General features: G+C 68.7%; 19 protein-coding genes. 6 read left to right on the forward strand and 13 right to left on the reverse strand.

Annotated elements, in window-relative coordinates; all coding sequences use genetic code 11:
• Positions 1 to 10: 10 nt before the first annotated feature.
• The 5 genes from ACZ5BU_RS08130 to ACZ5BU_RS08150 are packed head-to-tail and all read right to left on the reverse strand — an operon-like array spanning position 11 to position 3,312.
• The gene (locus tag ACZ5BU_RS08130; protein ID WP_465696545.1) at positions 11 to 403 is read right to left on the reverse strand and encodes a hypothetical protein; all 393 of its coding nucleotides are present in this window, start codon (positions 401 to 403) and stop codon (positions 11 to 13) included.
• Between the two features lies 1 nt (position 404).
• Positions 405 to 761: a hypothetical protein gene (locus ACZ5BU_RS08135; RefSeq protein ID WP_465696547.1), complete on the reverse strand. Its 357-nt coding sequence runs from the start codon at positions 759 to 761 to the stop codon at positions 405 to 407.
• A gap of 3 nt (positions 762 to 764) precedes the next feature.
• Entirely contained in the window at positions 765 to 2,192 is a 1,428-nt protein-coding gene (gene purB / locus ACZ5BU_RS08140; protein WP_465696549.1) for an adenylosuccinate lyase, read from the reverse strand.
• A 24-nt stretch (positions 2,193 to 2,216) separates the two neighbouring features.
• Positions 2,217 to 2,831: a hypothetical protein gene (locus tag ACZ5BU_RS08145; protein WP_465696551.1), complete on the reverse strand. Its 615-nt coding sequence runs from the start codon at positions 2,829 to 2,831 to the stop codon at positions 2,217 to 2,219.
• A complete protein-coding gene (locus ACZ5BU_RS08150; protein WP_465696553.1) occupies positions 2,824 to 3,312 on the reverse strand; it encodes a SigE family RNA polymerase sigma factor in 489 nt (162 codons plus the stop codon). The genes ACZ5BU_RS08145 and ACZ5BU_RS08150 overlap by 8 nt, the downstream gene beginning before the upstream one ends.
• Before the next feature lie 260 nt (positions 3,313 to 3,572).
• Between ACZ5BU_RS08150 and ACZ5BU_RS08155 the strand changes: the two genes are divergently transcribed.
• Positions 3,573 to 4,157, forward strand: a complete 585-nt coding sequence (locus ACZ5BU_RS08155) for a hypothetical protein (RefSeq protein ID WP_465696555.1) — start codon at positions 3,573 to 3,575, stop codon at positions 4,155 to 4,157.
• 58 nt (positions 4,158 to 4,215) lie between these two features.
• Here the strand turns inward: ACZ5BU_RS08155 and purD are convergent, their stop codons facing one another.
• Positions 4,216 to 5,493, reverse strand: coding sequence for a phosphoribosylamine--glycine ligase (gene purD / locus ACZ5BU_RS08160; protein ID WP_465696556.1), 1,278 nt, complete (start codon positions 5,491 to 5,493; stop codon positions 4,216 to 4,218).
• A gap of 172 nt (positions 5,494 to 5,665) precedes the next feature.
• Here purD and ACZ5BU_RS08165 point away from each other — a divergent pair, with 172 nt between their 5' ends.
• Positions 5,666 to 5,890 (forward strand): hypothetical protein, encoded by a 225-nt coding sequence (locus ACZ5BU_RS08165; RefSeq protein WP_465696558.1) that lies wholly within the window; start codon positions 5,666 to 5,668, stop codon positions 5,888 to 5,890.
• Between the two features lie 17 nt (positions 5,891 to 5,907).
• Here ACZ5BU_RS08165 and ACZ5BU_RS08170 read toward each other — a convergent pair whose 3' ends face one another.
• Both ACZ5BU_RS08170 and ACZ5BU_RS08175 read right to left on the reverse strand, forming a co-directional pair.
• The gene (locus ACZ5BU_RS08170; RefSeq protein ID WP_465696559.1) at positions 5,908 to 6,591 is read right to left on the reverse strand and encodes a hypothetical protein; all 684 of its coding nucleotides are present in this window, start codon (positions 6,589 to 6,591) and stop codon (positions 5,908 to 5,910) included.
• Between the two features lie 11 nt (positions 6,592 to 6,602).
• Positions 6,603 to 7,463, reverse strand: coding sequence for an alpha/beta fold hydrolase (locus ACZ5BU_RS08175; RefSeq protein ID WP_465696560.1), 861 nt, complete (start codon positions 7,461 to 7,463; stop codon positions 6,603 to 6,605).
• A gap of 129 nt (positions 7,464 to 7,592) precedes the next feature.
• Here ACZ5BU_RS08175 and ACZ5BU_RS08180 point away from each other — a divergent pair, with 129 nt between their 5' ends.
• Positions 7,593 to 7,964 carry an FKBP-type peptidyl-prolyl cis-trans isomerase gene (locus ACZ5BU_RS08180; RefSeq protein ID WP_465696562.1) on the forward strand — a complete coding sequence of 124 codons (372 nt, stop codon included), beginning with the start codon at positions 7,593 to 7,595 and terminating at the stop codon, positions 7,962 to 7,964.
• A gap of 327 nt (positions 7,965 to 8,291) precedes the next feature.
• Positions 8,292 to 9,344, forward strand: coding sequence for a glycosyltransferase (locus ACZ5BU_RS08185; RefSeq protein WP_465696731.1), 1,053 nt, complete (start codon positions 8,292 to 8,294; stop codon positions 9,342 to 9,344).
• A gap of 13 nt (positions 9,345 to 9,357) precedes the next feature.
• Here ACZ5BU_RS08185 and ACZ5BU_RS08190 read toward each other — a convergent pair whose 3' ends face one another.
• The 3 genes from ACZ5BU_RS08190 to ACZ5BU_RS08200 are packed head-to-tail and all read right to left on the reverse strand — an operon-like array spanning position 9,358 to position 12,350.
• Positions 9,358 to 10,230 carry an ABC transporter ATP-binding protein gene (locus tag ACZ5BU_RS08190; RefSeq protein WP_465696563.1) on the reverse strand — a complete coding sequence of 291 codons (873 nt, stop codon included), beginning with the start codon at positions 10,228 to 10,230 and terminating at the stop codon, positions 9,358 to 9,360.
• Between the two features lie 18 nt (positions 10,231 to 10,248).
• Entirely contained in the window at positions 10,249 to 11,286 is a 1,038-nt protein-coding gene (locus ACZ5BU_RS08195; protein WP_465696565.1) for a FecCD family ABC transporter permease, read from the reverse strand.
• Entirely contained in the window at positions 11,283 to 12,350 is a 1,068-nt protein-coding gene (locus tag ACZ5BU_RS08200; protein ID WP_465696567.1) for a FecCD family ABC transporter permease, read from the reverse strand. The genes ACZ5BU_RS08195 and ACZ5BU_RS08200 overlap by 4 nt, the downstream gene beginning before the upstream one ends.
• A 114-nt stretch (positions 12,351 to 12,464) precedes the next feature.
• Between ACZ5BU_RS08200 and ACZ5BU_RS08205 the strand changes: the two genes are divergently transcribed.
• Positions 12,465 to 13,271 (forward strand): siderophore-interacting protein, encoded by an 807-nt coding sequence (locus ACZ5BU_RS08205; protein WP_465696569.1) that lies wholly within the window; start codon positions 12,465 to 12,467, stop codon positions 13,269 to 13,271.
• On the opposite strand, the gene ACZ5BU_RS08210 is transcribed toward ACZ5BU_RS08205, so the two are convergent.
• Together ACZ5BU_RS08210 and ACZ5BU_RS08215 are read right to left on the reverse strand one after the other, a co-directional pair.
• The gene (locus tag ACZ5BU_RS08210; RefSeq protein ID WP_465696570.1) at positions 13,268 to 14,437 is read right to left on the reverse strand and encodes an alginate lyase family protein; all 1,170 of its coding nucleotides are present in this window, start codon (positions 14,435 to 14,437) and stop codon (positions 13,268 to 13,270) included. The two genes, ACZ5BU_RS08205 and ACZ5BU_RS08210, sit on opposite strands and share 4 nt — an antisense overlap.
• 171 nt (positions 14,438 to 14,608) lie before the next feature.
• Complete coding sequence (locus ACZ5BU_RS08215) at positions 14,609 to 15,193, reverse strand: TetR/AcrR family transcriptional regulator (RefSeq protein WP_465696572.1); 585 nt, start codon at positions 15,191 to 15,193, stop codon at positions 14,609 to 14,611.
• Between the two features lie 87 nt (positions 15,194 to 15,280).
• On the opposite strand from ACZ5BU_RS08215, the gene ACZ5BU_RS08220 reads away from it, so the two are divergent.
• Positions 15,281 to 15,982, forward strand: a complete 702-nt coding sequence (locus ACZ5BU_RS08220; protein WP_465696574.1) for an SDR family oxidoreductase — start codon at positions 15,281 to 15,283, stop codon at positions 15,980 to 15,982.
• Positions 15,983 to 16,005 lie beyond the last annotated feature (23 nt).

Raw genomic sequence — 16,005 nt, forward strand, 5'->3', positions numbered from 1 at the left:
TTCCTGGCAGCTACCGGGTGCGACGAAGCCAGAGCAACCCGAGCACGGGCAGCACCACCGGTACGAAGCCGTAGCCCTGGCCGAAGTGCGACCAGACGGTCGCGTCCGGGAAGTCGTCCGGTACGGCGTAACTGAACGCCCCGATCGAGAGCACGCCGATCAACTCGATCGCGATCGCGATCGCGGCGACCTTGCGGGACACCGCGGTCGCCTTGGCCAGCGCGTACGTCGCCGCGCAATAGATGACCGCGGCAACGGCCGACAGCACGTACGCGATCGGTGCGTCGCTGAACTTGGTCGCGATCTGTACGCCGGCCCGCGCGGTCGCGGCCAGCGCGAACACGCCGTACACGGCGATCAGGATCCGCCCGGGACCGTGCTTGGTGGCTGCCGGATCGGTCATCTCAAGCCGTCCACACGTCGTGCAGCCGGAGCTCCAGGATCGGGATCACCACGCACGCGATCGCCAACGCACCGGCACCCCAGCGGCTGCTCTCGGCCAGCGCCCAGAACGCACCGATCGGCAGGATCAGCAACGACCCGATCAGGTACCCGACGAAGAACGGCCCGGACACGTCCCGGTCGGTCCCGCTCAGCTGCACGATCCCCACGACCAGCTGCGCGACCAGTCCGACCTCGATGACCCCGACCGCGCCGAGCACGGTCCAGTCGATCCGCTTGTTCCGAGCCGCCAGCACGACGGCGTACACCATCGCAGCCAGCGACAGCGCAACGAGAAACCAGGTGAGCGGTGCGAACACGGGTTAGAGGATGTCACCCGGCGTGTAGGCGGCTGCTTCGGGGTGGCGCTTCGCGAGTTCGTCGACCTTGGCGACGACCGTACCGACCTGGGCTACGGCCGCGCCGGTGAAGGACAAGGGCTCGCCGACGATGCCGATGATCTGGTCCTCGGTGAGGCCGAGCCGGCCGTCGGTGCCGAGGCGGTGGAAGAGGTCGTTCGCCGCGAGGCCCTTGCGGAGGTCGAGCGCGGTGGCGACCGCGTGCTCCTTGATCACCTCGTGCGCGGTCTCCCGGCCGACGCCGTTCTTCACCGCGGCCATCAGCACCTTGGTCGTGGTCAGGAACGGCAGGTACCGCTCGAGCTCCCGCGCGACGACCGCCGGGTAGACCCCGAACTCGTCGAGTACGGTCAGGAACGTCTCGAACAGCCCGTCCAGTGCGAAGAACGCGTCCGGCAGCGCCACCCGCCGTACGACGGAACAGAAGACGTCGCCCTCGTTCCACTGGTTGCCGGCGAGCTCACCCGCCATCGACGCGTACCCGCGGAGGACGACCGCGAGGCCGTTGACCCGCTCGCAGGACCGGGTGTTCATCTTGTGCGGCATCGCCGAGGACCCGACCTGGCCCTCCTTGAAGCCCTCGGTGACCAGCTCGTGCCCGGCCATCAGCCGGATCGTCGTCGCCAGGCTGGACGGCCCGGCCGCGAGCTGCACCAGCGCGGACACGACCTCGTAGTCGAGGGACCGCGGGTACACCTGGCCGACGCTGGTCAGCGAGTGGTTGAAGCCGAGGTGCTGGGCGATCGTCGTCTCCAGCATGGCGAGCTTGTCCGCGTCGCCGCCGAACAGGTCGAGCATGTCCTGCGACGTACCGACCGGGCCCTTGATGCCGCGCAGCGGATACCGCTCGATCAGCTCCTCTACCCGCGCGATCGCGACGAGCAGCTCGTCCGCGGCCGACGCGAACCGCTTGCCCAGCGTGGTGGCCTGCGCGGCGACGTTGTGCGAACGCCCGGTCATCACCAGCGCCGCGTTGTCGGCGGCCAGCTGGCCGAGCTTGGCGGCGGTCGCCACCGCCCGGTCGCGGACCAGCTCGAGCCCGGCGCGGATCTGGAGCTGCTCCACGTTCTCGGTCAGGTCACGACTCGTCATCCCCTTGTGGATGTGTTCGTGCCCGGCGAGCGCGCTGAACTCCTCGATCCGCGCCTTCACGTCGTGCCGGGTGACCCGCTCACGGTCGGCGATGGAGGCCAGGTCGACCTGGTCGATCACCCGTTCGTAGTCCTCGACGACCCCGTCCGGAACCGTCACCCCGAGCGCGCTCTGGGCCTTCAGTACGGCGACCCAGAGCTTCCGCTCGAGCACGATCTTGTGCTCCGGCGACCACAGCTCCGCCATCGAGAGACTGGCGTAGCGCGCGGCGAGAACGTTGGGGATCCGGGGTTTGGTCACGAACCCCATTCTCCCAGACGGTGCCTACTTGACGGTCAGAGGACTGCAGAGGCGGGCGCCGGTCAGGGTGCAGACCTGGTACGCACCGGCGGGGAGGCCCTTCGGCATGGCCAGCGTGTACGGCCCGGCGCCTGTGTACGACGGGAGCCCGACGCCCATCTCACCGGCCAGCTTGAACGAGTACGGCGTCATCGCGTCGCCCGGGACCTTCGCGACCAGCGTGTACAGCTGCTCGTCCGGCTTCGCGGCGGAGAACAGCGCGAACGTCGCCGCGCGGACCGCCTTGTCCGGGAACGCGACCACGAACTGGGCACCGGACGCCACCGTCGACGTCCGCAGCGCCAGCGGGCCGGCGACCTTCGGGAGCGCCGAGGCGGACGGCTGCGTCTCCACCACCGGCGGCGCGACCGCGTTGGTGGGCACCGGGCTACCTGCCACGGGTGCGTTGCTAGAAGCAGGGCGGAGCGTAGGGACGATGGCAACCGCCGCGACCACCGCGGCTGCTCCGATCACGGTCAGGCCGGCGGTCCGGCGGCGCTTACGGGTACGGGCCGCGACCAGCACGGACTCGAAGTCCCCGCTGGACTCGGCGGCGCGGCGGTCGGCCAGCGCCTGCAGGTCTTCCTGCAGCTCAGGCATGGTCGTCACTCCTCAACAGCAAAGAATCGGACAGGGTGTCCCGGGCGCGGGAGAGGCGCGACTTGACCGTGCCTTCCGCGATTCCGAGGGTGTCGGCCACCTGAGCCACGCTCAGGTCGCAGACGTAATGGAGGACGACGACCTGCCGGGTCGGCATCGGCAGGCCGGCGAGAGCCTGCTCGAGGTCACCCGAATACCCGTCGGCATGGTCCGGGACGTGCTCGGCCGGCAGCCGGTGGAACAGCTGGCTGACCCGGTTGCCGTCCCGGTGCTTGTTCGCGGCGAGCCGCATCGCGACCAGCCGCACCCAGGCCTCCGGTGAGTCGTACCGTGACACCTTCTCCCAGCGGGGCACCAACCGCACGAACGCCTCCTGGACGATGTCCTCGGCCTCGGCGCGCGACCCGGTCAGCAACGAGACGACGCCCACCAGCCGCGGCTGGTGGGCGCTGTAGAACTCTCGCAGCCCCTCCGTCTCCATACCCACCTACACCCCTGACCCCTAGATCCGGTTCCATCGAATTGTGGCGAATTCCGACCTTCTCACAGAACCACGAACAGCCGGATCTGTCCGCCGGGACCGGGAGTGCGGGCTACTGAGTCCTGTGGAACCGGGCACTTAGGCCTACCGGTGGAGGTCTTTCGGTGCCTGTTGGTGACGCCTGTCGCTGCCGAACACTCGAAGTACAGGCCATCCACACTCCGCGGCCCTCGAAGACCGCGAGCCGAAAGGACACCACTATGCGCCGCAAGACGTTCGACGCGCTGCTCACCTCCGCCGGGTTGGTTCTCGCGATCGTCATGGTCGCCGCCGGCGCTCTGCTGCTGTGGGCGCACAACTTCGTCGACAACCAGGTCCACGACCAGCTCGCCGCCCAGCAGATCTTCTTCCCCAAGGCCGGTAGCGAGTCGCTGAACGACCCGGCGGTCAAGCCGTACCTGTCGCAGTACGCCGGCCAGCAGCTGGTCAACGGCGCTCAGGCCGAGGCGTACGCCAACCACTTCATCGCCGTCCACATCCAGTCGATCGGTGGCGGCAAGACGTACTCGCAGCTGTCGTCCGAGGCGCTCGCCAACCCGAACGACGCCAAGCTGGCCGGCCAGGTGCAGACCGTGTTCCGCGGTGAGACGCTGCGCGGCCTGCTGCTGAACGCGTACGCATTCTGGAAGATGGGCCAGATCGCGCTGATCGCAGCGATCGCCGCCTTCGCGGCCGCCGGGTTGCTCCTGATCCTCTCGGTCCTCGGGTACGCGCACCTGCGCACCGTGCCCGCGAACGCCGAGGTCATGCCCAAGTTGGCTGCAGCGGCTCCCCACACCGCCTGACCCCGGACAGACCGAACCGCCGACCGCGCCTGGGCCGGCGGTTCTGTCGCGTCCCAGGTCAGACCGTGATCTCGCCGCGTTCCGCCTTCAGGGCGATGTCGGTACGGTGCTGCGAGCCCTTGATCCGGATCTGGCCGACCGCGGCATACGCGCGCTGCCGGGCCTCGGCCAGGTCCTTGCCGACAGCGCTGACCGCGAGGACCCGGCCGCCCGACGTCACCAGCTCGTCGTTGTCGATCGCCGTACCGGCGTGGAAGACGCGTACGTCGTCGCTCTCGGCCTGGTCGATTCCCGCGATCACGTCACCCTTGCGCGGGCTCGACGGGTACTTCTTCGCGGCTACCACGACCGCGACCGAGGACGCGTTCCGCCAGCTCAGGTCGCCCTGGTCCGCCAGCTTGCCAGTCGCGGCGGCGTACAGCAGACCGCCGAGCGGGGTCTTCAGCATCGGCAGCAGCGCCTGCGTCTCGGGGTCCCCGAAGCGGCAGTTGAACTCGATCACCCGGACACCACGCGACGTCAGCGCGAGACCGGCGTACAGCAGGCCGCTGAACGGCGTACCGCGGTGCCGGAGCTCGTCGATCGTCGGCTGCAGCACCTTCTCGGTGATCTCCGCGACCAGATCGTCCGGCGCCCACGGCAACGGGGTGTACGCGCCCATGCCGCCGGTGTTCGGGCCCTCGTCGTCGTCACCGAGCCGCTTGAAGTCCTGCGCCGGCTGCATCGGCAGCACCGTCGTACCGTCGGTGATCGCGAACAGCGAGACCTCGGGGCCGTCGAGAAACTCCTCGATCAGCACCTGCTCGCACTGCGCCGCGTGGGCGAGCGCCTCCTCCCGGTCGGAGGTGACGACGACGCCCTTCCCCGCGGCGAGGCCGTCGTCCTTCACGACGTACGGCGGGCCGAACGCGTCGATCGCGGTCGCCGCCTCCTCGGGGGTGGTGCAGACGTACGCGCGCCCGGTCGGCACGCTCGCGGCGGCCATCACGTCCTTCGCGAACGCCTTCGAGCCCTCGATCTGCGCGGCGTCCCGGGACGGGCCGAACACGGCGATCCCGGCATCCCTGAGCGGATCCGCAAGCCCCGCCACCAGCGGCGCCTCGGGTCCGACCACTACCAGGTCCGACTCCAGCTCGCGGGCCAGCGCGACCACCGCGTCATGGTCCTCGACGTCCACCGCCCGGCACTCGACCGTCTGCCCGTCGTACACCGGCCGCAACGCCGCGACTCCCGGATTCCCCGGAGCCACCACGACCTGCACAACCTCCGAATCCTGAGCCAACGCCCAGGCCAGAGCATGCTCCCGCCCACCAGACCCGATCACCAAAACCTTCACGGGCCATCAGCCTAGCGTGCCCGCAGAGACTGCCCACCCAGCGGACAGTGACAAGCCCCGCTTTGCCAGGCGAGCGCTTGCCTCGTCGCTCCTCACCGCGCCCGCTACGCGCGCTCCCACCCACCCGCGCTGTGCTGTTGCCGAGAGGGGGTCGTCGGCTCACTCTGGCTGCATGACGTTGTTGCTGCTGGTCGCGGGCGCGGTGGGTGCCGGAGTGTTGATCCGGCGGTGGTGGCTGTTGGTTGTTCCGCCGGCGATGGTGGCTGGGGGACTACTGCTGCTGGCTATGCCGGGTAGCACCATCAACCCCGACAACCCGCTGCTGTTTGTCGCCTTGGTGCTCGAAGTGTCGTTGGGGGCCGGCTTGTTGGTCACGCGGTACGCGCGCTCAAGCTGACATCCGTCGGCCTGGGGTCAGTAGTGCCAGTAGTAGCGGCCGTCGGCGTTCCACTCCAGGGGGACTGTGGTGTGGTTGGTGAAGGCCATGCCCTTGCCTTTGGCAAGTTCTACGGTGCGGGAGAGTTGGAGCGAGTACGCGTGCTGGTTGTCGTCCCACCACTGCTCGTACTGCGTGATGCAGGTTTGGGCTGAGTAGTACGGGTTGCTGCAGGGATGGGGTGGGAGCCACTTCTGCAGGTGGCGAAAGTGGACGGTGGTGGAGCCGTTCGGGGGTTTGATGGTGCCGGTGGCGTCCAGGCAGTAGCCCTTCGTCGGGATGTTCCACTGGACGTAGTGCTGGCGGCCGTCGGCTGACGGGATCGGCTGCATGTTGTCGCAGTCCGCGTCGCCGAGGGTTTCGGTGGTGACGCGTTGGATCTGGGTGAGGGGGCGGCCAGCTCCGTCGTTGTAGCCGTCGAGCAGGACCCAGTCGCCGTCGTGGATGAAGTGCTCGGCGGACTTCGGCGGCCAGGATTTGGGGTCGCCCCAGGAGATGTCGGATTCGGTGGCGGACAGGGGCGTCCAGGCCCACTGCCCGGCCGCCGTGTCGCCGGCGAAGTACTGACCGGCGGACTTCTCGAACATCAACGAGTACTGCGCATAGGTCTCGGGCGTAGGAGACGTCAGCAGGCCGATCACCAAGACCAAGGCTTTGATCACAGAGAGCTAGGCTACCCAAGGACCTCGCGAAGCTTGGCCGCGAACTCGACCGGCTTGCCCGGCTGGCCGTATTCGTTGCCGAGGAAGCCACCGTGGCCGCTCGGGAAGACGACCGGCGTCAGACCGAGCCGTTCGGCCACCGCCTGGCCGCCGCGTCCCGCGAGGGCGTTCGCCGATTCCTCGCCGACGCCGATGACGATCCGGTCCTTCGCCTTGTCCAGCGCGTCGAAGTCCGGCTGGTACGACGTACAGCCGCGCAGGTTCTGGCCGAGCAGGGCGTCGTCGCGCTTCCCGTCGTCCTCCGCGGGCAGGCCGAACATCGCCGGGTCCGGTGCGGGCTGCTGGGTGTAGTCGGCGGGGATCTCCCCGTCGTACATCACCAGCGTGATGAACTTCGCCATCCCGGGTCCCATCCCGTCGCGCTGGTACGTCTCGTACATGTCGGCGACCGCGCCCAGGGCGCTCTCGCTGTCCGGGAGGATTGCGGCGAGCGGTGGCTCGTGGGCTACCAGAGTGTTGACCAGGTCCGGACGGCGGGCGGTCAGGGCCAGCGCGTTCACCGCACCACCGCTGCTCGCGAACAGGTCGACCGGACCTACGTCCAGGTGTTCGATCAGTGCGGCGAGGTCCGACGCGTGGTCCTCTGGCGAGAGCTCGGTCAGCTCGCCCGTGCGGTTGCTGCGCTCGACGCCGCGCGGGTCGTACGTCACCACAGTGCGGTCCTCGAAGTGCGAGGCCAGGGTCGGGAATCCGCTCGCGGCCATCGGCGAGCCGATCATCAGCAGCACCGGGCGGTTCGCCAGGTCACCGCGGACGTCGTACGTCAGGGTGGCTCCGGGGACGTCGAGGGTCTGGGTCACGGGCTCCGGCATCGTCGAACTCCTCGTAGCTCCGGCCCACCCCCATTGGTCGACCTCGTATTCGAGAGCCTAGACCGCCTCGATCGCCTCCAACAGGAACCCAATCGGAACTTTCCCGGCCGTTTCTGCTTAGCTGAAGACATGACTGAGAAGCCAGAGATCGACTTTCCGGACGGTCCGCCGCCGGCGGATCTCGAGATCACCGACATCACCGAGGGCGACGGCGCCGAGGCCAAGGCCGGCTCGCGGGTGAACGTGCACTACGTGGGCGTTGCGCACTCCACCGGCGAGGAGTTCGACGCGTCGTACAACCGCGGCGCCCCGCTGGCGTTCCAGCTCGGCGTCGGCCAGGTCATCCAGGGCTGGGACACCGGCGTCCAGGGCATGAAGGTCGGCGGCCGGCGCAAGCTGGTCATCCCGCCGCACCTGGGCTACGGCGACCGCGGCGCCGGCAGCGCAATCAAGCCGGGCGAGACCCTGATCTTCGTCGTGGACCTGATCAGCGTCAGCTGAGCAGACAACAGCCGGCGGCGCCCAGGTGGTCGCCGCCGGCTGTTTCGTTTCACGTAGTTGTACTTCGCGAAAGCCCCTCTAGTTTCAACGTATAGCGGATGGGGGGACTTGCCGCAAGCCCCCCTTTTTCTCGGAGAATGGGCGTCTTTCCGAGTCGGGGAACGGAGCTGAGCAGTGCGTTTTGTGTTGACGAGTTGGGGATCGCGCGGAGACGTGGAGCCGTTGGCGGGGCTTGCGGTGGCGCTTCAGGGGGTTGGTGCCGAGGCGACGGTATGTGTTCCACCGGAGGCTGAGTTCGAAGAACTGTTGAAGCGGGCCGGCGTGCCGATGGAGCCGTTAGGCCCGTCGGTGCGCGACGTGGTCACCGCGCCCAAGCAGGAGGGTGTGCATCCGGCGTTCGCCTTGGCGCCGCGGCTGGTGGCGGCGCGGTTCGAGACGCTCGGGCGGGTCGCGCCCGGGGCCGACGCGATCGTGGCGACCGGCCTGATGCCCGCCGGCGCGCGGGATGTCGCCGACAAGCTCGGCATCGGCTACGTACTCGCGGGCTTCCACTTCGGCGGGATCCCGTCGCAGCACTCCTCCCCCGGAGCCCGGCCGGGTACGCCGACACCGCCGGACGTGACCGATCGGCGCATCCAATGGGAATACGACGCCCGCCGCGTGAACGAGCTGTACGGTCCGGCGCTCAACGCCGAGCGGGCCGCGATCGGGCTGCCGCCGGTCGAGAACGTCCGCGACTACGTGTTCACCGACCACCCGTGGCTCGCCGCGGATCCGACGCTGTGCCCGTCGGCGGGCATGACCGATCTCGAGCTCGTACAGACCGGCGCGTGGATCCTGCCCGATGACCGTCCGCTTCCGGATGACCTGCAGGCGTTCCTGGACGCCGGCGAGCCACCGGTGTACGTCGGCTTCGGCAGCATGTCCGCACACGCACCGAAGGACGTCGTCCGGACAGCCATCGAAGCGGCCCGGGCCTACGGCCGCCGGGTGCTCCTGAGCCGTGGTTGGTCCGAACTCGCAGCCGACGACTGCTTCGTCGTCGACGAGGTCAACCAGCAGGCGCTGTTCCCGCGGATGGCGGCGGTCGTACATCACGGCGGCGCCGGTACGACGACCACCGCGGCGCGGGCCGGCGTACCGCAGGTCGTCGTACCGCTCGTCGCCGACCAGCCGTACTGGGCCTCCCGCGTCGCCGCATTGGGCATCGGCGCCGCGCACGACGGCCCGGCGCCGACTGTCGACTCGCTGTCGGCCGCGCTCGGTACCGCACTGGCAGCAGCACCACGTGCCAAGGAGATCAGCGGCCAGATCAAGGCCGACGGCGCGACGGTCGCCGCCAAGCTCCTGATCGAGAAGGCTCAGTCGACCGGCCGATAACCACTGTCCACAGTCAGCGGTCGGTGGGGCGGCAGATTCCGTTCGCTGCGGCGCTGGCGGCGAGTGCGGCGGCCGCGGGACTCGACACCGCGGTACGGGTGGTGTGCCGGCCGATCGGTACCACCATCGGCGTACCGGCGACCGGATCCGGGACGATCTTGACAGCCAGCCCGAACACGTCCTGCACGACGTCCTCGGTGATCACCTCCGACGGGTTGCCCTCGGCAACGATCGCGCCGTCCTTCATCGCGATCAGGTGGTCACCGAACCGGCAGGCCTGGTTCAGGTCGTGCAGGACCAGGACGATCGTCCGGTCGTCGGACTTGTTCAGGTCGACCAGCAGGTCGAGCACCTCGAACTGGTGCGTCAGATCCAGAAACGTCGTCGGCTCGTCGAGCAGCAGGATGCCGGTTTCCTGGGCAAGCGCCATCGCGATCCACACGCGCTGCCGCTGACCGCCGGACAGTTCGTCGATCGGCCGGTCCGCGATCGACAGCACGTCCGTCGAGGTCATCGCCTCCGCGACCGCCTCGTCGTCGGCGCGCGACCACTGCCGGATCCACCGGGTCCGTGGGTACCGACCACGACCGACGAGATCCGCAACCGTGATCCCCTCCGGCGCGGTCGGCGACTGCGGCAGCAGCCCGAGCTTGGTCGCCACCTCGCGGGTCGGGATCTGCTGGATGCTCTTCCCGTCCAGCAGCACCGATCCACGCGACGGCTTGAGCAGCCGGGCGAGCGTCTTCAGCAGGGTCGACTTGCCGCACGCGTTCGCGCCGACGATGACGGTGATCTTCCCGGTCGGGATCCGCACCGACAGGTCGTGGATGATCTCCCGCTGGTCATAACCGACCGCAAGACCGTCGGCGGCCAAGCTGTGGTCCACGAAGTTCTCCTCCATCTCTCAGCCACCACTCCCGACACGATTGGCCCGGGCCAGCAGGAACATCAGGTACGGCGCACCCACCACGCCGGTCACCACACCGACCGGCAACTGCGTTTCTCCGAACGCGTGCTGCGCGATCAGGTCCGACACCGCGACCACGAGCGCCCCGAGCAGCCCGGACGCGATCATCGCCGGCCCCGACGACCGGGTCAGCCGGCGCGCGATCGGCGGCGCCACGAACGCCACGAACCCGATCGGCCCGGCCGCCGCCGTCGCCACCGCGGCCAGCAGTACGGCGATCACGATCAGCCCGAGCCGGGACGCCTCGACCCGCAGCCCCAGCCCGTACGCCGTCTCGTCGCCGAGCTGCAGGATCCGCAGCTGCTGCACCAGGAACACCAGGAACGGCAGCAGTACGACGAACGTGATCGCCAGCGACCGCACGTTCGACCAGTCCCGCCCGTTCAGGCTCCCGGTCAGCCAGACCAGCGCCTGCTGCGCGATCTCCACCCGGGCCTTGGTCAGCAGGTACGACGTGATGCTGGTCGCGATCGCGCCGATGCCGATCCCGATCAGGATCAGCCGGTAGCTCGACACCCCGTGCCGCCAGGCGAGCACGTACATGAGGAACGCGGTCAGCACCGCACCGGCGATCGCGAGCGCCGACACCGCGACCCCGGTCAGACCGAGTGTCACGATCCCGAGCACCGCGAACGTACTGGCTCCGTACGTCACGCCGATGATGTCCGGGCTGGCCAGCGGGTTGCGGGCGATGTTCTGGAAGATCGCGCCGGACAGGCCGAGCGCCGCGCCGACCAGCAGCCCGGTCAGTGCCCGGGGCAACCGAAGCTTGTTGACGATGAACTCGGTCGCGTGGTCGCCGCCACCGAACAGGGTCTTCACCACGTCCATCACCGGGATCTTGAAGTCGCCCAGCGACAGCGAGACGCAGAACACCGCGAACACCACAACGGCGAGTACGACAATCACGACCAGCGAACGGGTCTGCCGGGCTACGCGCGCCCGCGCGACGAGGTGTACCGCCTGAGCCGTCACAGGTCGGCCAGCTTCCGCCGCCGGACGAGGATGATGAAGAACGGCGCGCCCAGTACCGCGGTGACGATGCCGACCTGGAGTTCACCTGGTAGCGCGACGACGCGGCCGATCACGTCCGATCCGAGGAGCAGGATCGGCGCCAGCAGAGCGGAGTAGGGCAGGATCCAGCGGTAGTCCGGCCCGGTGACCAGCCGCGCGACGTGCGGGATCGTCAGCCCGACGAACCCGATCGGACCGGCCGCGGCGGTCGCCGCGCCACAGAGCAGGACGACGACGACCGCGACGAACGCGCGCGCCCACCCGACCCGCTGACCGAGCGACTTGGCCACGTCGTCTCCCAGCGACAGGGCGTTCAGCAGCCGCCCGCAGAAGATCGCCAGCACGATCCCGGCCAGGATGAACGGCGCGACCTGTCGCGCGATGTCCGGACCGCGGCCGGCGAACGATCCCACCGACCAGAACCGGAACTGGTCGAACGTGTCGACGTCGCCGATCAGCAACGCGGTCGTCAGCGACCCGAGCATCGCGGTCAGCGCCGCCCCGGCGAGCGCGAGCTTCACCGGCGTCGCGCCCTCCCGGCCGAGCGACCCGAGCAGGTACACCACGACCGACGCCGCGGCCGCACCGACGAAAGCGAGCCAGACGTACGACGTCAACGACGACATCCCGAACCAGTAGATGCCGCCGACAACGAACAGCGCGGCACCGCCGTTCACGCCGAGGATGCCGGGATCGGCCAGCGGGTTCCGGGTCACGCCCTGCATCAACGCCCCGGACAACCCGAGCGCGGCGCCGACCAGCAACCCGATCAGGGTCCGCGGCACCCGCAGCGAGCGGACGATCACCTGGTCGGTGTCCGCCTCGTTGTAGTGGCGCAGGGCATCGACCACGGTGGACAGCGGGATCTGCTTGGAGCCGACCGCGATGCTGAGCAGACAGACCAGCACCAGCAGGACGACGCAACCGATCAGGCCGAGCACGAGCGTGGTCCGCCGGGCCCGGCGCGGACGCGACGGGGCAGCGCTGTCCGGGCCGGCTTCGGCCGTGGCAGTGGGCGGGGGCATTGGACTTTCGGGATCCTCTTAGGTAAGGCTAACCTTTAGACGCCTCACCTTAACCCGGCCGCCCCCGGGTCCGCACGTTCCTCCCCCTGCGAAGTTTATGGAGAAACCAAAGCCATGACGACTGTGCTCGAGCGCCCGATCGTCTTCGACTCGCTCCTGGCCACCGTGGCAGCGGTCGACGATCTGAGCCTGCACCTGCGTCGCGTGACGTTCGTCGCACCGCGGATCAAGGAGGCGGTCACGGCCGGCCCGGACCAGCGCATCAAGGTCCTCCTGACTCCTCCGAACGGCAGTACGATCCGGCTGCCCTCAGGACCCGAGTGGTACGCCGACTGGTGCGCACAGCCCGTCGACGAGCGTTTCATCATGCGGACGTACACCGTGCGCGCGCTCCGGCCCGAGGTGGCCGAACTGGACGTCGAGTTCGTCCTGCACGGGGTGAACGGGCCGGCGTCGGCCTGGGCGAGCTCAGCGAAGCCAGGCGGCCAGGTGGGTCTGCTGCTGCCGTTCGCGGTCGATATGACCAGCACGAAGGGCCTGCTGCACTCCGGCGTCGACTACGTGCCGCCGGCAACCAGTGTTCGCCGGGTGCTCGTGGCGGACGAGACCGCACTCCCCGCCCTGGCCGGGATCCTGGAAGAGCTTCCGGCTGGAGTACATGCCACCGTCTTCGTCGCCGTACCGGATGTGGCCGACGTACGCCCTCTGGCGGGTGCTGCTGACGTCACGTGGGTCACCGAGGGATCCCTACTGGACGCAGTGAAGTCAGCAGCGCTGCCGTTCGACCCTGACTACGCGTGGGTCGCCGGTGAGTCGTCAATGATCAAAGAGGTACGCCGCCACCTCGTGAACGCTGTCGGGATGCCCAAGTCGGCCATCTCGTTCCAGGGCTACTGGAAGCGCGGCGAAGCACACTGCTAGGACGGGTTCTCTGCGTGGGTCAGGGTCTCCCAGGCAACGAACAGGTTGTTGGAGCCTGCCGGACGGCGTGACTCGGTCAGGGCCTGTGTGTTCGTCATCGCGATGCCCAGGCGGGTGTGCAGTGCGTTGTAGCCCACCTCGGTGATCGGACCGAGCCCCCGGTTCAGCGTGCCGTTGCAGAGCCAAGAAGGCACCGGCTCCAGGTTGCGCTCCCACTTGGACTGGAAACCGAGCGCCTGCCGTAGCCGCTCGCCGAACTCCGGGTACATGTCGACGCCCTGAATACGGGCCGTCTCCAGCACGTGTGAGATCGCGGAGATGCCGTAGCCCGTGTGAGTGAAGTCGCGGCACGTCTCCTGCGTCAGACCGGTGACGAACGTCCCTTGGCCCTGCCAGTAGCTGACGATCTTGTCGCGGGTGTCGAGGTTCTGACTCGGCACGGTCTTCGGCAGCGCACCGTCCGACTCGAGGTAGACGTACGCCGGCACCCGCAGCCTGTACAGCGCTATCGCCTTGTCGTAGATCGTCTTGTCCTCGAGGTACACGCCGATGCCCTGGAGGGCCTCGGTCATGCTCAGCTCCCAGTTCCCGTTCGAGTTGGAGCCGTTGATGATCTTCGGTACGTAGACGTTGCGGAGCATCGTCGCGAAGCGGCCCGCGTTCGGCCAGTTGCCGTACTCGTACCTGATGATCTCCGCGGCCTTCGGCCAGGACGACGCGGCCCAGGCCGTCTGCAGCGGGGCGTTGCTGTTGGTGTGGTCCTGGATGGTCGCCGACCACGCATCCATCAGCTGGATGGACTTCTGCGCGTAGCGGTCGTCGCGGGTGAGGTACCAGAGCAGGGCGTCGGTGTAGGCCGCGATCGCGTCCTCGCGTTCGTCGGTGCAGCCGTAGTTCGGGTTCGAGTACGGGCCGCACTCCACGATCGCGCGCGGTTTCGGCGTACGGGACAAGGAGGCGTACGAACTGTTCTTCGCCTGGTTGAACGCGTCGGTCCACGGCTGGGCGCCGGCCTGCACCTTGGCCCGGACGAAGTCGAGCTGGGCCTGGCTCACCCCGACGCCGGGATGGGTGAACGTTGCCGGGGCATCGGCGGCCTGCGCGGCTGGAGAGACGAGGGTCCCGGCGAGCAGCGCGGCGGCCAGGACAAGAGGAAGCTTTCGCATGGGCGGTGTCCTGTCTTCGGGGGCGGTAGGACAGCGGTTTCCACGCAGTGTCACGACGTACGACGACCAGGGTCAAGACCTCGCCGGTACCGGAACTTCAGTGGAACAGATCGCGTGACTGTCCCATTTCCCGTGGAACAAAAGGCGATTCCGTCCCACGGGTACGCGGGCTCAGTGCAGGGCCAGCTCGGCGGCGCGGACCCCGGCGGCATCCAGCAGGGCGGCGGCGGTCGCGGCGCCGATGCCGCCGAGGGGCTGGGCGCGGACGACCGCGCGAGCGCTGGCGCCGTCGAAGATCATCGTCAGCTGGATCGCCAGCGTGGCCGGGTCGTCGGCGCCGGCCTTGACCAGCTCGCGGTGGAAGGAGTCGGTGAGCTGCTGCTTGAAGTGCCGCGCGACCACCGACCCCGGGTGCTCCGGGTTCTTCAGCTCGACCGCGGTACTCACCAGCGGACAGCCGAGGTAGTTGCCCGCTGCAACAATCGCGTCCTGCCGCTCGAACACGGTCAGGATCCGCTCCCGCGGCGACTGCTCGTCCTCCGCGCCCGGTTGGAGCAACGTTTGGTACGCCGGGCCGCGACTCGCCAGGCTCTCCGCGATCAGCTCGTCCTTCGACCGGAACAGCTGGTACATCGACTTCTTGGACACCCCGGCCGCTTTGCAGAGCGCGTCCACTCCGATGTTGACGCCGTCGCGGTAGAAGAGTTCGCCCGCGGCGTCCAGAAGCCGCTCACGGGGAGTCGCGGAAGTGCTCATGGCATCGAGGGTACCGGCTGGATTTGAAATGAGAAACCGATCGGTTTACGGTGATGGAAACAGATCAGTTTCCTCTGAGGAGTTTTCATGACCACACTCGAAGGCGCAGTCGTCCTGGTCACCGGCGGGCAGCGCGGGATCGGCAAGGCGATCGTCGACGACCTGCTCACCCGCGGTGTCGCGAAGGTGTATGCGACCGCCCGCGACCCGAAGCCGAGTGACGACCCCCGGGTCGTACCGCTGCCGCTCGAGGTCACCGACCAGACGTCGATCGACGCGCTCGCCGCGGCCGCGCCGGACGTCACCGTGCTGATCAACAACGCCGGCGCGAGCTCGCCCGCCACCTACCTGGACAGCACGATCGACGACGTCCGCGCGGTCTTCGACGCGAACTTCTTCGGACCTCTGCAGCTGACCCGGGCGTTCGTCCCGATCATCGAGAAGAACGGCGGCGGCCACATCCTGAACGCGCACTCGGCCCTGTCCTGGGTCGCCCGGGGCGGCGCGTACGCCGCTACCAAAGCCGCGTTCTGGCTGCAGACCAACGCGATCCGGCTCGAGCTGCTGAACCGTGGCATCGGCGTCACCGGCCTGCACATGGGGTACGTCGACACCGACATGACGACCGGCGTGACCGCGCCGAAGGCCCGCCCCGAGGACATCGCGAAGGCCGCCCTGGACGGCATCGAGACCGGCACGTACGAGGTCCTCGCCGACGACACCGCCCGCGGCGCCAAGGCAGCAGTCTCCGGCGACCTGACCGCCCTCTACCCCGAACTGGCCGGCTGACCGCGGACCTCTCCTCGCGAGGA

Source organism: Kribbella sp. NPDC031520, from assembly GCF_055580825.1.

Bases quoted from the DNA above. Each gene is read 5' to 3' on its own strand.
- ACZ5BU_RS08185 (WP_465696731.1), top strand. From the start codon at position 8,292: ATGGAGCCGTTAGGCCCGTCGGTGCGCGACGTGGTCACCGCGCCCAAG.
- ACZ5BU_RS08130 (WP_465696545.1), bottom strand. From the start codon at position 403: ATGACCGATCCGGCAGCCACCAAGCACGGTCCCGGGCGGATCCTGATC.
- ACZ5BU_RS08145 (WP_465696551.1), bottom strand. From the start codon at position 2,831: ATGCCTGAGCTGCAGGAAGACCTGCAGGCGCTGGCCGACCGCCGCGCC.
- ACZ5BU_RS08165 (WP_465696558.1), top strand. From the start codon at position 5,666: ATGACGTTGTTGCTGCTGGTCGCGGGCGCGGTGGGTGCCGGAGTGTTG.
- ACZ5BU_RS08175 (WP_465696560.1), bottom strand. From the start codon at position 7,463: ATGCCGGAGCCCGTGACCCAGACCCTCGACGTCCCCGGAGCCACCCTG.
- ACZ5BU_RS08150 (WP_465696553.1), bottom strand. From the start codon at position 3,312: ATGGAGACGGAGGGGCTGCGAGAGTTCTACAGCGCCCACCAGCCGCGG.
- ACZ5BU_RS08205 (WP_465696569.1), top strand. From the start codon at position 12,465: ATGACGACTGTGCTCGAGCGCCCGATCGTCTTCGACTCGCTCCTGGCC.
- ACZ5BU_RS08210 (WP_465696570.1), bottom strand. From the start codon at position 14,437: ATGCGAAAGCTTCCTCTTGTCCTGGCCGCCGCGCTGCTCGCCGGGACC.
- ACZ5BU_RS08200 (WP_465696567.1), bottom strand. From the start codon at position 12,350: ATGCCCCCGCCCACTGCCACGGCCGAAGCCGGCCCGGACAGCGCTGCC.
- ACZ5BU_RS08220 (WP_465696574.1), top strand. From the start codon at position 15,281: ATGACCACACTCGAAGGCGCAGTCGTCCTGGTCACCGGCGGGCAGCGC.
- ACZ5BU_RS08215 (WP_465696572.1), bottom strand. From the start codon at position 15,193: ATGAGCACTTCCGCGACTCCCCGTGAGCGGCTTCTGGACGCCGCGGGC.
- ACZ5BU_RS08155 (WP_465696555.1), top strand. From the start codon at position 3,573: ATGCGCCGCAAGACGTTCGACGCGCTGCTCACCTCCGCCGGGTTGGTT.
- ACZ5BU_RS08180 (WP_465696562.1), top strand. From the start codon at position 7,593: ATGACTGAGAAGCCAGAGATCGACTTTCCGGACGGTCCGCCGCCGGCG.